The sequence below is a fragment of the Pseudomonas sp. SWRI154 genome (assembly GCF_014268645.1).
Taxonomy (GTDB): domain Bacteria; phylum Pseudomonadota; class Gammaproteobacteria; order Pseudomonadales; family Pseudomonadaceae; genus Aquipseudomonas; species Aquipseudomonas marvdashtae.
The window spans coordinates 1-13270 of the sequence record NZ_JABWQW010000012.1 but is presented as its reverse complement, the minus strand read 5'-3'; the positions used below and the strand labels follow the sequence as shown (position 1 = coordinate 13270).

At 62.4% G+C, this 13270-nt stretch carries 11 protein-coding genes; 4 read left to right on the top strand and 7 right to left on the bottom strand.

Annotated elements, in window-relative coordinates; genetic code table 11:
• Positions 1 to 6 precede the first annotated feature (6 nt).
• Genes HU806_RS12985 through pilM form a run of 4 tightly spaced genes read right to left on the bottom strand, consistent with a single transcriptional unit; the run spans position 7 to position 2781 of the window.
• Positions 7 to 516 carry a pilus assembly protein PilP gene (locus tag HU806_RS12985; protein WP_527251150.1) on the bottom strand — a complete coding sequence of 170 codons (510 nt, stop codon included), beginning with the start codon at positions 514 to 516 and terminating at the stop codon, positions 7 to 9.
• A 14-nt stretch (positions 517 to 530) separates the two neighbouring features.
• Positions 531 to 1154: a type 4a pilus biogenesis protein PilO gene (gene pilO / locus HU806_RS12980; protein ID WP_186611751.1), complete on the bottom strand. Its 624-nt coding sequence runs from the start codon at positions 1152 to 1154 to the stop codon at positions 531 to 533.
• The gene (locus tag HU806_RS12975; RefSeq protein ID WP_186611750.1) at positions 1151 to 1717 is read right to left on the bottom strand and encodes a PilN domain-containing protein; all 567 of its coding nucleotides are present in this window, start codon (positions 1715 to 1717) and stop codon (positions 1151 to 1153) included. The genes pilO and HU806_RS12975 overlap by 4 nt, the downstream gene beginning before the upstream one ends.
• Positions 1717 to 2781, bottom strand: coding sequence for a type IV pilus assembly protein PilM (gene pilM / locus HU806_RS12970; protein ID WP_186611749.1), 1065 nt, complete (start codon positions 2779 to 2781; stop codon positions 1717 to 1719). The genes HU806_RS12975 and pilM overlap by 1 nt, the downstream gene beginning before the upstream one ends.
• A 209-nt stretch (positions 2782 to 2990) precedes the next feature.
• Between pilM and HU806_RS12965 the strand changes: the two genes are divergently transcribed.
• On the top strand, positions 2991 to 5435 hold the full coding sequence (locus HU806_RS12965) for a penicillin-binding protein 1A (protein WP_527251149.1): 2445 nt from the start codon (positions 2991 to 2993) through the stop codon (positions 5433 to 5435).
• Positions 5436 to 5591: 156 nt separating this feature from the next.
• Here the strand turns inward: HU806_RS12965 and HU806_RS12960 are convergent, their stop codons facing one another.
• The 3 genes from HU806_RS12960 to rpmE form a co-directional block, all read right to left on the bottom strand.
• On the bottom strand, positions 5592 to 6860 hold the full coding sequence (locus HU806_RS12960; RefSeq protein ID WP_186611747.1) for a malic enzyme-like NAD(P)-binding protein: 1269 nt from the start codon (positions 6858 to 6860) through the stop codon (positions 5592 to 5594).
• A gap of 186 nt (positions 6861 to 7046) precedes the next feature.
• Positions 7047 to 7829 (bottom strand): thermonuclease family protein, encoded by a 783-nt coding sequence (locus HU806_RS12955; RefSeq protein ID WP_186611746.1) that lies wholly within the window; start codon positions 7827 to 7829, stop codon positions 7047 to 7049.
• 41 nt (positions 7830 to 7870) lie between these two features.
• Positions 7871 to 8095 (bottom strand): 50S ribosomal protein L31, encoded by a 225-nt coding sequence (rpmE, locus tag HU806_RS12950; protein WP_186611745.1) that lies wholly within the window; start codon positions 8093 to 8095, stop codon positions 7871 to 7873.
• Positions 8096 to 8264: 169 nt separating this feature from the next.
• On the opposite strand from rpmE, the gene HU806_RS12945 reads away from it, so the two are divergent.
• The 3 genes from HU806_RS12945 (at position 8265) to HU806_RS12935 (ending at position 13073) form a co-directional block, all read left to right on the top strand.
• Entirely contained in the window at positions 8265 to 10484 is a 2220-nt protein-coding gene (locus tag HU806_RS12945; RefSeq protein ID WP_186611744.1) for a primosomal protein N', read from the top strand.
• 155 nt (positions 10485 to 10639) lie between these two features.
• Positions 10640 to 12376, top strand: coding sequence for an arginine--tRNA ligase (argS, locus tag HU806_RS12940; protein WP_186611743.1), 1737 nt, complete (start codon positions 10640 to 10642; stop codon positions 12374 to 12376).
• 1 nt (position 12377) lies between these two features.
• A complete protein-coding gene (locus HU806_RS12935; RefSeq protein WP_003196959.1) occupies positions 12378 to 13073 on the top strand; it encodes an SPOR domain-containing protein in 696 nt (231 codons plus the stop codon).
• Positions 13074 to 13270 lie beyond the last annotated feature (197 nt).

The window sequence follows — 13270 nt, the reverse complement described above, 5'->3', positions numbered from 1 at the left end:
ATTCCACTATGAGTGCTCTTTCAAAGGAATGGTCCGCGGCCGCTCCAGCCAGGCACCTTCGCCGTCAGGAACGATTTCGACCACATCGACCTGGGTGGCGCTGATGGCGACGATCCGTCCGTCGTTGCGCCCCAGATAGTCACCGACCTTCAACCGATGCACCCCACCCGCGCCGCGCAAGAGCGCAAAGGAGCCACTGGCATTGGAGATCGTCCCGACCATTTCAAACTGCTCGATGTTGAAGCCTTCCAGGTACTGCTTGGCTCGATTGGGGTCGGGCCGCACGTTGCGCGAGCCCTGTTGTCGGCCGGCCTGGTCCACGCGCACCTGCTGGGAGAACGGGCTACGCAGATTGGCGGCGCTGTAGGTAAAGGTTTCGTTAGGCCTGAAGGTCGGCGTGGGTTCTATCTTCCCGGGCGGGCGCAGGCGCACCTCGTTCATGTAGGCGTCCAGGTCGCTGAAACCGTCGCCGTTGTTGCAACCAGCCAACGCGAGCAACCCGGCCAGCAGGCTCATGCGACAGGTCGACCTCATGGCTGGGCCTCCTGCTCGTTGTACCGATAGGTCTTGGCCTGGATGCTCATGCGCAGCTTCGCCCCTGCTTCGGGCTCCATCGGTGCGATTTCGAAATCGTGCAGGGTGACGATCCGGGGCAACCCGGCCACACCGCTGACGAAAGTCGCCAGGTCATGGTAGCCGCCCGTCACGGTGATCTGGATCGGCAACTCGATGTAGAACGGCTGGGTGACTTCCGGCAACAGCTTGATTTCCTCGAACTCCAAGCCGCTGCCCAGGCCCGTGCGGGTGATGTCTTCCAACAGGCCCGGCACCTCGGTATCACTGGGCAGTTGCCGCAACAGCACGCCGAAGGACGTTTCCATCTGCTTCATCTGTTCGGTGTAGCGCTCCAGGTTCGCCGCCATGTGGGCCTTGCCGGCAAATTGCGCCTTGAGAGTATTTTCTTCCTCGCGCACCTGCTGCAGCTGGGTTTGCAGGTCGCTCAAAGCAAAGTTATAGCCCAGTCCCAGCACCAGGATGACCAACAGGATGCCGGCCAGCCACTTGACCGCCATGGGCCACGAACCGACGTTGTTGGTATCCAGGTCACTGATATCGATCTTGCGCAGCGCGTCCAGCCACTCTCCCGGCTTCATTGGGCGTCCTCCGCATCGGCCGGGCGGGTCTGGCGAACCGTCAGCTGGAAAACGTTCGCCTGGTCAAGCTGGCCTGCCGTGGTGGCCTTGACTTCCGTCAGGCTGGGCGCGTCGAACAGGTCCGATGAGTCCAGGTTGCGCATCAGGTCCGAGACGCGGTTGTTGGACTGCGCCGCGCCCTTGATGGAGAGTGTGCCCTCCTCCATCTTAACCTCGGTGAAATACACGCCGTCCGGCAAGGTCCGCGCCAGTTGGTCGAAAATGCGCGCGCTGACCGGTCGGTTACCCTGCAAGTCCTGGATGATGCGCATGCGCTCCAGCAGTTGCTGGCGACGAGCCTTGAGTTCGCTGATCTGCTGGATGCGTTCGTCGAGTATCGCAATCTGCTCGGTGATGTGGCCGTTACGCGCCGTTTGATAGTCGATGGCGCTGTTCAGGTACTGCACCGCAACCAGCGTCAGCCCCACCGCGCCGACCAGTGCCCCCGCCAGCGCCAGTAAAAAGCGTTTGCGACGCTCTTCGCGCAGCTCTTCCCGCCAGGGTAGAAGGTTGATCCGCGCCATCAGTCGAAACTCCTGAGGGCCAGCCCGCAGGCGATCATCAGCGCCGGCGCGTCACTGGCCAGGGCGCCCGCATTGACCTTGCTGCTCAAGGCCATGTTGGTGAACGGGTTGGCCACCTGGGTCGGTGTGCCCAAGCGCTGTTCGATCAGCCGATCCAGGCCCGCAACCGACGCCGTGCCACCGGCCAGCAGAATGTGATCCACCGCGCTGTACTGGCCCGAAGCGAAGAAGAACTGCAAGGAGCGCGACACCTGCTGGACCAGCGCTTCGCGAAACGGTTGCAGCACCTCGCCGAGATAGTCGTCCGGCAAGCCGCCCTGTTTTTTCGCCAGACCGGCCTGCTCGGGGGTCAGGCCATAGCGGCGCTGGATTTCCTCAGTCAGCTGGCGGCCACCAAACAGTTGTTCCCGGGTATAAATGATGCGGCCATTGTGTAGCACGCTGAGCGTGGTCATCGTGGCACCGATGTCGATCACCGCCACGGTCAGGCGCTCCTGGGACGCGGCCAACTGCGTTGCGAGCAGGCCGAAGGCGCGCTCCAGCGCGTAGGCTTCCACGTCAACCACGCGAGCGGTCAGCCCGGCGAGCGCCAATGCGGCCTCGCGAACCTCGACGTTTTCCTTGCGACACGCCGCCAGCAGCACTTCGACCCGTTCGGTGCTGCGGGGCGATGCACCCACCACTTCGAAATCGATCGCCACCTCATCCAAGGGATAGGGGATGTACTGGTCGGCTTCGATCTTGAGCTGGTTTTCCATGTCGTCGTCGGACAGCCCGGCGTCCATCTCGATGGTCTTGGTGATGACCGCCGAGCCCGCAACGGCCACCGCCACGTTGCGCAAGGGCGTCTTGGCCTTGGCCAGTACCCGCGACAACGCCTGTCCCACGCCTTCGAGCTCGGCAATGTTCTTTTCAACCACCGCGTTGGCAGGCAACGGTTCGACCGCATACGACTCGACGCGGTAACGGTCCCCCTGGCGACTCAATTCGAGCAGCTTCACCGACGTCGAGCTGATGTCGATCCCCAGAAGCGCATGGGCTTTTTTATTGAAGAGTCGTAGCACTACCAATTCCCTATGACTATCCGTGAGTTACGGACTCTCTAATATGCGTTGCGTTCAATCCCCCCGGTCCGATGGACGTCCGGATGGCGTTTACGACGAAAAAAAATGCTTATAATGCCCAGCGTTTTTTTTTCGCTTTGTTGCAAGCACGGGTCCTTCCCTGCACCTGGCGCCTTTTTCATTCTTTGCCTGGATATCCAAAAGCCTTGATTCGTCTGCTGAAATTTTTCGGATGGTCCATCGTCGCCGTTTTCTGCGGACTGCTGCTGGGTCTGAGCGGTGCGTTTCTTTACCTTAGTCCGGGATTGCCGTCCGTGGAGGCGCTGAGAAGTATTCAGTTGCAGATTCCTTTGCGGGTGTACAGCAGCGACAACAAGTTGATCGCCGAGTTTGGCGAAATGCGCCGCACGCCGATCCGTTTCGCCGACATTCCCCCCAATTTCATCAATGCGTTACTAAGTGCTGAAGACGACAACTTCGCCAATCACTATGGTGTCGATCCAGGCAGCCTGATGCGCGCGGCCAGCCAATTGATCAAGAGTGGTCATATCCAGTCGGGCGGCAGCACCATCACCATGCAGGTGGCCAAGAACTTCTTCTTGACCAGCGAGCGCAGCTTTTCGCGCAAGACCACCGAGATTCTCCTGGCCCTGCAAATCGAGCGGCAACTGACCAAGGACGAAATCCTCGAGCTGTACGTGAACAAGATTTACCTGGGCAACCGCGCCTACGGCATCGAGGCGGCGGCACAGGTGTATTACGGCAAGTCGATTCGCGACGTCAGCCTGGCGCAGATGGCGATGATCGCCGGCCTGCCCAAGGCTCCGTCGCGCTTCAACCCCCTGGCCAACCCGACACGAAGCAAAGAGCGCCGCGACTGGATCCTGGGACGCATGTACAAGCTCGGAAAAATCAGCGAAGCCGACTACACCGCCGCGATCAACGAGCCGTTGAACGCCAGCTATCACGTGCCGACACCTGAAGTGAACGCCCCGTACATCGCCGAAATGGCCCGGGCCGAGATGGTCGGTCGCTATGGCAGCGACGCCTACACCGAAGGTTTTCGCGTGACCACCACGGTCCCGAGCAATCTGCAGGAAATGGCCAATACCGCGCTGCATGAAGGCCTGATGACTTACGACCAGCGCCACGGCTACCGGGGTCCTGAATCGCGCCTGCCGGGCAAGACCAAGGAAGCCTGGGCCCTTGAGCTGACCAAGCAACGCACCATCAGCAGCCTGGAACCGGCCATCGTCACCCAAGTCGACAAGGACGGCATCAAGGTGCTGACGCGCAATGGCGAATCGGAAGAGCACGTGGCCTGGGACACCATGAAATGGGCCCGCCAGTTCCTCAATACCAACAGCATGGGGGCCAATCCTCGCCAGCCCGCGGACGTTGCCCAGGTCGGCGATCTGATCCGCGTGCAGCGCCAGCCGGACAATTCCCTTAAATTCAGCCAGATTCCCGCCGCCCAAGGCGCGTTGGTTTCGCTTGATCCGCAGAACGGCGCCATCCGCTCCCTGGTGGGTGGTTTTGCCTTCGAGCAGAGCAACTACAACCGTGCGTTGCAGGCCAAGCGTCAACCAGGCTCGAGTTTCAAGCCGTTTGTCTACAGCGCCGCACTGGATAACGGCTACACCGCCGCCAGCCTGGTCAACGATGCGCCAATCGTGTTTGTCGACGAGTATCTGGACAAGGTATGGCGTCCGAAAAACGACACCAACACCTTCCTCGGGCCGATTCGCCTGCGCGAAGCCCTGTACAAGTCACGTAACCTGGTATCGATCCGCCTGTTGCAGGCGCTGGGCGTGGACCGCACCATCGACTACATCAGCAAGTTCGGCTTCAACAAGCAGGACCTGCCACGCAACCTGTCCCTGGCCCTCGGCACCGCGACCCTGACGCCAATGGAAATTGCTACGGGCTGGAGCACGTTCGCCAACGGCGGCTACAAGATCACCCCGTACATCATCGACAAGATCGAAAGCCGCAATGGCGACACCCTGTTTGTCGCCAATCCGCCACGGGTGCCCTCCGGCGAAGAGGCCAGCGAGGGTGTCGCGGTGCCGTCCACCGAGACGTTCACGGTCAATCCGGTGGCAGGCGAAGCCACCACCGCCCCCGCCGTCCCCCAAGCGCCAGCCATCGCCGAGCGCATTGTTGACGGCCGCACCACCTACATCCTCAACAGCATGCTGCAGGACGTCATCAAGCTCGGCACCGGTCGTCGCGCCCTGGCGCTGGGTCGTACCGACCTGGCAGGCAAGACCGGTACCACAAACGAATCCAAGGACGCCTGGTTCTCCGGCTACAACGCCGATTACGTCACCACCGTCTGGACCGGTTTCGACCAGCCCGAGAGCCTGGGTCGCCGCGAGTTTGGCGGCACCGTGGCGCTGCCGATCTGGATGACCTACATGGGCGCCGCCCTCAAGGACAAGCCGCCGCACACCCAGCCGGAACCGGAAGGCATCCTCAGCCTGCGGGTCGACCCGGTCAGCGGCCGTGCCGCTACGCCAGGCACTCCGGGGGCGTACTTCGAGCTGTTCAAGAGCGAAGACACGCCGCCGTCGGCCAACGAGCTGGGCAACGGTGTAGCGCCGGGCAGCCCTCTGCCAGCGGACGAAGCGGCGCCGATCGATTTGTTCTAGGAAAGCAGCGGTAAGCTTCAAGCTGCAAGCTTCAAGTTAAGGGCAAGAGCAAGAGCAGTACGTGCTGCTTTTAACTTGCCGCTTGAAGCTTGAAGCTTGAAGCCCATAAAAAAACCCTGGCTGTTCAGGCCAGGGTTTTTTATGGGCGGGCTGCCGTTAACCGTTAAACACGTCATCCACGCTCTTGAGCGGGTAGTTCTTCGGATACGGCAGGGTCGCCACGCCGGTCTCGATCGCGGCCTTGGCCACGGCGTCGGAGATCAGGGTGATCAGACGGGCGTCCATTGGTTTCGGAATGATGTACTCACGACCGAACTCCAGCTTGATGCCGCCGTAGGCGTCGCACACTTCCTGGGGCACCGGCAGCTTGGCCAGTTCGCGCAGGGCGTTGGCGGCCGCGACTTTCATCTCTTCGTTGATGCGCTTGGCGCGAACGTCCAGGGCACCACGGAAGATGAACGGGAAGCCCAGGACGTTGTTGACCTGGTTCGGGTAGTCCGAACGGCCGGTGGCCATGATTACGTCGTTGCGGGTCGCGTGAGCCAGCTCCGGGGAGATTTCCGGGTCTGGATTCGAACAGGCGAACACGATCGGATTCGGCGCCATGCGCAGCAGGTTTTCCGGGCTCAGCAGGTTAGGACCCGACAGGCCAACGAAAACGTCGGCACCGTCCAGCGCGTCCGCCAGGGAGCGCTTGTCGGTCGCGTGGGCAAACACGGCCTTGTACTGGTTCAGGTCGTCACGACCGGAGTGGATTACACCGGTACGGTCGACCATGAAGATGTTTTCGATCTTGGCACCCATGCTCACCAGCAATTTCATGCAGGAAATGGCCGCGGCGCCGGCGCCCAGGCAGACGATCTTGGCATCGGGCAGGGTCTTGCCGGCGATTTCCAGGGCGTTGATCATGCCGGCCGCGGTGACGATTGCGGTACCGTGCTGGTCGTCGTGGAAAACCGGAATGTCGCACTGTTCGATCAGGGCGCGCTCGATCTCAAAGCACTCTGGTGCCTTGATGTCTTCCAGGTTGATGCCACCGAAGGTGATGGAGATACGCTTGACGGTGTCGATGAAGGCTTGTGGGCTTTCGGAGTCGACTTCGATGTCGAACACGTCGATGCCAGCAAAGCGCTTGAACAGCACGCCCTTGCCTTCCATCACAGGCTTGGAGGCCAATGGGCCGAGGTTACCCAGGCCGAGAATTGCGGTGCCATCGGAAATGACTGCAACCAGGTTGCCCTTGCCGGTGTATTTGTAGGCCAGTTCAGGGTCGCGAGCGATTTCGCGTACTGGTTCGGCTACGCCGGGGCTGTAGGCCAGCGACAGGTCGCGGGCAGTAGCGGTGGCCTTGGTGAGCTCGACACTCAGCTTTCCCGGACGAGGATTAGCGTGATATTCGAGAGCGGCAGTTTTCAGATCAGACATGTGGGCATTCCGCTTTTTACTGTGTTGGACAGACGGACCGCCGAGGATACGCGCCTCGCAAAGTCCCTACAAGACTGACCAGTCACTGCTGTCAAGCGCCCTGCCCTACGACTTTGGGCCAAGAGCTACGAAACACAAGGGATTGATGCATACAATCAAAGACCAGAATGTCTACAATTATTTTTCTCAGCGTAACGCCTGCAGCATCGCAGGATCAGTCAACGGCAGCATCCACCGCGCCTGCCCAGGCTTGGCCGCACCACGCCGGGAACGATCGACGACCCAACCGCGCGCCTCGATTTTCCGACCTTCCAGACGCTTGAGCATCGACGCATCGAAGTTTCGCTGCATGCTCGGGGAGATATGCAGGACAACCGATCCCTGCAATTGAATCCAGATACCGCCGCGATTGCGCTGCACGCTGGCTACACGCCCACTGGTCAGTACGAAACCAGGTGCGCTGACCCGCTCCGCTCGCACCACCGGGGACTGCTTCCACAGGCCCAGCCCGGCTTGCCGCGCCTGGCGCTCCGCCGCCTGCTGGCACTCGACCAGATCGACGTTCGGCGCAACCGCAACCAGGAAACCCAATCCCTCGGCAATCAACTGTTCTTCCAGGTTCCGGCCCTGACGATCATAGACGTGGGCCAGCGTGCGCCCGTAGTCGTCCCGGTCGTCCTTGCCGGGCAACACCCTGACACGACCAGCACTGGCAGCCACCAAGGCCTCGAGTCGCTGGCGCGCCGCCACGGCAAACGGCTCATCGGCACGTCCGCGCTTGCCCAGCTCAGGGCTGTTGAGACCGATCATGCGGATGCGACGACCGTCTTCGAGATACAAGGTGTCGCCATCCACCACGCGCCGCACCTCCACCTCAGGCGCGCTGGCCTGCAAGGGACACGACGCCTGGGCACCGCAGAGCCAAATCGCAGACACAAAAAAGGCGCCCGCAAGGGACGCCTTTTTCATCAGTCTGGACCAGTCGAGACGACCATCCAAAATGATCAGCCTCAGGCTTTTGGAGCAGCTTTGCCGAAAGCACCGAAACGATCGGCGAACTTCTGAACACGGCCGCCGGTATCCAAAGTTTTTTGCTTACCGGTGTAGAACGGGTGGCATTCGTTGCAAACGTCGATCGACAGGGCTTTGCCGTAGGTCGAACGCGTTTCGAACTTGTTGCCGCAGCTGCAGGTTACGGCAACAACTGGGTAGTCCGGATGGATATCGGTTTTCATGGTGTTTTCCTCAGGCTAGCGTGCCGCCACCCAACACTATTGTTGAATACCGCACGTAATTAGGCCGCGGATTCTACCAGACAACATTAATCACGCAAGCTACAACTTGTACCAACCGTCTGCTAGGCTCCCGGCCTTCTTCGCCGCTGCCTAATCGAGAGTCCACCGCGTGCCCGACGCCATCCTGCGCCTCGCCCTGCCATCGCCTCTGCGCCGCTTGTTCGATTACCGTGCCCCGGCCGGGGTCATGCGCGCCCAGTTGCAGCCCGGCATGCGCCTGCGGGTGCCATTCGGACGGCGAGAAATGATCGGCATCCTGGTGGAAGTCACCGATCACAGCGAAGTGCCGATCGACAAGCTCAAGCCGGCGCTGGCCTTGCTTGATGCCACGCCGCCGCTGCCCGCGTCATTGTTCAAGCTGTGCCTGTGGACCTCTCAGTATTATCAGCACAGCCTGGGCGACACCCTGAGCTGGGCCCTGCCGGTGCTGTTGCGCCAGGGCGAACCGGCCGAAGCGCGCCAGGCGCGATTCTGGTCGGCAGCGCCCGGTGCCGCGCTGGACGATCCGCGGATTGCCCGCGCGCCGCGCCAGCGCGAGGCCCTGGCGACCCTGGCCCAGCATCCCCACGGCGTGGCGCATCAGCTACTGAGCAAGTTGATGCTCAGTAAAGACAGTCTCGACCTGTTGTTGGCCAAGGGCCTGGTCCAGGTGGAAGTGCGCAAGCACGCCCCGGACGCGCGCCATGAACATTGGCTGGCCCAGCCGGAACTGCCGCTCAACGCCGAGCAGCGGGCCGCGTGCGAAGCGATTCGCGCGGGTTTCGATAGTTACCATGCCTTCCTGTTGGCGGGCGTGACCGGCAGCGGCAAGACCGAGGTCTACCTGCAACTGATTCGCGAGACTCTCGAAGCCGGCAAGCAAGCCCTGGTGCTCATCCCGGAAATCAACCTCGGGCCACAAACCCTGGCGCGCTTCGAGCAGCGGTTCAACGCACGGATCGCGCTGGTGCACTCGGCGGTCAACGACCGCGAGCGCCTGGAAGCCTGGCTCGCCGCCCGGGATGGCGAGGCCGACATCATTATCGGCACCCGCTCGGCCCTGTTCACGCCGATGAAAAACCCTGGCCTGATCATCATCGACGAAGAGCACGACGGCTCCTATAAACAGCAGGAAGGCCTGCGCTACCACGCCCGCGACCTGGCACTGGTGCGCGCCCGCCAAGAGAACATCCCGATTGTCCTCGGTTCGGCCACGCCCTCCCTGGAAAGCCTGCACAACGCCTACACCGGTCGCTACGGCCTGCTACGCCTGAACGAACGGGCAGGCGGCGCCAAGCAACCGCGCTTCCTGCGCCTGGACGTCAAGAGTCGTCCGCTGGACAGCGGCATTTCCGGACCGATGCAGCAAGCCATCGGCCAGACCCTGGCCGCCGGGCAACAGGTCCTGGTGTTCCTCAACCGTCGGGGGTTCGCCCCGACCCTGCTCTGCCACGACTGCGGCTGGATGTCCGGTTGTGAACGCTGCGACGCGCGAATGACCGTGCACCAACGCTACGGCGAATTGCGCTGCCACCATTGCGGGCACGCCGAGCGCGTGCCAAGGCACTGTCCACAGTGCGGGAAAGTGGATCTGCGCCCGGTGGGCGCCGGCACCGAGCGCGCCGAGGAACGGCTGGGCATACTCTTCCCCGATTTCCCGGTACTGCGGGTGGATCGCGACAGCACCTCGCGCAAAGACGCGATGAATCAGTTGTTCGCCACGATCCAGAAGGGCCAGCCATGCATTCTGGTGGGCACGCAGATGCTCGCCAAGGGGCATCACTTCCCCCGGGTGACGCTGGTGTCGATCCTCGATGCCGACGGCGGGCTGTTTTCCGGGGACTTCCGTGCCAGCGAACGCATGGCGCAGTTGATCGTCCAGGTGGCGGGCCGTGCCGGACGAGCCGAGGAACCGGGCAAGGTCATTATCCAGACCCACCTGGCGGACCATCCGCTGCTGATCCAACTGACCGAGCAGGGTTATTTTGCCTTCGCCGAACAGGCGTTGAGCGAACGACGCAGCGCCGGGCTGCCACCCTTCGCACACTTGGCGCTACTGCGGGCCGAGGCTCACAAACCGGGGCAAGCGGAAGGTTTCCTTGACGAAGCGTGCAGCGAGGCGGAGCGCTTGCTGGCGGAGCAGAGCCTCACTGGCATCGAACTATTGGGCCCGGTCCCGGCTCCGATGGAGCGGCGGGCCGGGCGTTATCGCGCCCAGCTTCTGTTGCAAGCCAATGCCCGGGCGCCGCTGCATCGACTGTTGAGTGCCTGGTTGCTGGTGCTGGAGCAACTGCCCAGCGGGCGGGCGGTGCGCTGGTCGCTGGATGTGGACCCGGTGGATTTGTATTAGATGGCAATCGCCCGCGCGCGATGAAGCCAGAATAGTCATCACATGGACCCAACCGACCCGCTACAGTTGGCAAGCTCGCCCGCGCCACGGATAATGCCCAGTTTTTCCACCAGCGCATCGAAGCGCCGCCGCGCCTGCGGTTGAAAGAGAAGACCATGAAAGACACCATCCGCCAGCTCATCCAGCAAGCCATCACCCAACTCGTCACTGAAGGTGTGCTGCCAGAAGGCCTGTCGCCGGCGATTCAGGTCGAAAACACTCGCGACAAGACCCACGGCGACTTCGCCAGCAACATCGCGATGATGCTCGCCAAACCGGCCGGCATGAAGCCGCGGGACCTGGCGGAGAAAATCATCGCGGCCCTGCCGGCCGACGAGAACGTCAGCAAGGCGGACATCGCCGGCCCCGGCTTCATCAATTTTTTCCAGAACACCCAGGCCCTGGCTTCGCGCCTGGACGCGGCCCTGGCCGACGAACGCCTCGGCGTGCGCAAGGCCGGCCCGTTGCAGCGCACCGTGGTTGACCTCTCGGCGCCCAACCTCGCCAAGGAGATGCACGTCGGCCACCTGCGCTCGACCATCATCGGCGACGGCGTGGCCCGGGTCCTGGAGTTCCTTGGCGATACCGTGATTCGCCAGAACCATGTCGGCGACTGGGGCACCCAGTTCGGCATGCTGATGGCCTATCTGCAGGAAAATCCGATCACCAGCGACGAGCTGTCGGACCTGGAGAATTTCTACCGCGCCGCCAAGCAACGCTTCGACGAGTCCCCCGAGTTTGCCGACCGCGCCCGTGGCCTGGTGGTCAAGCTGCAGGCCGGCGATGCCGAGTGCCTGGCGCTGTGGACCAAGTTCAAGGACATCTCCTTGTCCCATTGCCAGAAAATCTACGAGCTGCTGAACGTCAAATTGACCATGGCCGACGTGATGGGCGAAAGCGCCTACAACGATGACCTGATCAACGTGGTCAACGATCTCAGGGCCAAGGGCATGCTGGTGGAAAGCAACGGTGCCCAGTGCGTGTTCCTCGACCAGTTCAAGACCGCCGATGGCGAGCCGCTGCCAGTGATCATCGTCAAGGCCGACGGCGGTTACCTCTACGCCACCACCGACCTGGCGGCCGTGCGCTACCGCAACGGTGTGCTCAAGGCCGATCGCGTGCTGTACTTCGTCGACCAGCGCCAGGCCCTGCACTTCCAGCAGGTATTCGAAGTGGCGCGCCTGGCCGGCTTCGTGCCCCATCCGATGGAGATGGAGCACATGGGCTTCGGCACCATGAACGGCGCCGACGGTCGTCCGTTCAAGACCCGCGACGGCGGCACGGTGAAGCTGATCGACCTGCTGACCGAAGCTCAGGACCGCGCCTACACCCTGGTCAAGGGCAAGAATCCTGAACTGGCCGAGGACGAGCTGCGCAAGATCGCCAAGGTCGTCGGCATCGACGCGGTGAAATACGCTGACCTGTCCAAGCACCGCACCAGCGACTACAGCTTCAACTTCGACCTGATGCTCAATTTCGAAGGCAACACCGCGCCGTACCTGCTGTATGCCTACACCCGCGTGGCGGGCGTGTTTCGCAAGCTCGGCAAAGGCTTCGACGAAGTGGACGGCCAGATTGTGCTCCAAGCCCCGCAGGAGCAGGAGCTGGCGGCGAAACTGGCGCAGTTCGGCGAAGTACTGAACAACGTCGCCGACAAGGGCACGCCGCACACCCTGTGCGCCTACCTGTACGACGTTGCCGGCCTGTTCTCCAGCTTCTACGAGAACTGCCCGATCCTGAGTGCTGAAACTCCCGCGCAGATGCAAAGCCGCCTGCGCCTCGCCGCGCTGACCGGGCGTACCCTCAAGCAAGGCCTGGAACTGCTGGGCCTGGAAACGCTGGAGCGCATGTAAGTTGGCCGCCAAGAAAAAACCTGCTCCCAAGCGCGGCGCCAGTCGTTACCAGCCTCCAGCCAAGAAACCGATTCCGGGCTGGCTGTGGATGGCCATCGGCCTGACCGTTGGCGCTTTCATCGTGTTCCTGATGAAACTGGAGCCGGGCCAGGGCGATGACGTCAAGCGCGTCCGCCAGGAGCAACAGAAAGCCACGCGCATCGCCGAGGCGAACAAGACCCCGCCGAGCCCGACGCAACCGGTGAAGCCGAAATACGACTTCTATACCTTGCTGCCGGAATCGGAGGTCATCGTGCCGCCCGACGCCGTGCCGGAGAAAACCCTGCCGACGCCGCAAGTGCCGACTACGCCAGTGACCCCGGCCGAGGCGGCGAAGATCGACACCGCCCGTGCCCAGGCGGCGCTGGCCGGCATCACGCCGCCACCGGCCCCACCCGTGCAAAAGGCTGCGCCGGTGACGAAGTTCTTCCTGCAGGCCGGCTCGTTCCGCAAGGAAGCCGACGCCGACAAGGTCCGGGCGCAGATCATTTTGCTGGGCCAATCCGTGTCGGTGGAGTCGGGCACGGTGAAAGACGAGACCTGGTATAGGGTGCTGGTCGGGCCGTTTAGCAATCGCGAGGAACTGACCAAGGCCCAGAAACAATTGGCGGGCAGCGGGTTCAGCAACCTGTTGTTACAACAACGTCAGAGCCGCTGACTTCCACTGAGAACAACAGCTGTGGCCGGGGGCTTTTGTGGCGAGGGAGCTTGCTCCCGCTGGACCGGGCTGGCGCTCCAGCGCGCAGCGGTCCCAAGCTTTTGGGGCTGCTACGCAGCCCAGCGGGAGCAAGCTCCCTCGCCACAGAGAATGCCTTTGTCACAAACTTGATTGGCAACCCCTGGGCACCACTCGTC

Coding starts and splice junctions, on each gene's coding strand:
- HU806_RS12955 (WP_186611746.1), bottom strand. CDS start 7,829: ATGAAAAAGGCGTCCCTTGCGGGCGCCTTTTTTGTGTCTGCGATTTGG.
- rpmE (WP_186611745.1), bottom strand. CDS start 8,095: ATGAAAACCGATATCCATCCGGACTACCCAGTTGTTGCCGTAACCTGC.
- HU806_RS12985 (WP_527251150.1), bottom strand. CDS start 516: ATGAGCCTGCTGGCCGGGTTGCTCGCGTTGGCTGGTTGCAACAACGGC.
- argS (WP_186611743.1), top strand. CDS start 10,640: ATGAAAGACACCATCCGCCAGCTCATCCAGCAAGCCATCACCCAACTC.
- HU806_RS12975 (WP_186611750.1), bottom strand. CDS start 1,717: ATGGCGCGGATCAACCTTCTACCCTGGCGGGAAGAGCTGCGCGAAGAG.
- HU806_RS12960 (WP_186611747.1), bottom strand. CDS start 6,860: ATGTCTGATCTGAAAACTGCCGCTCTCGAATATCACGCTAATCCTCGT.
- pilO (WP_186611751.1), bottom strand. CDS start 1,154: ATGAAGCCGGGAGAGTGGCTGGACGCGCTGCGCAAGATCGATATCAGT.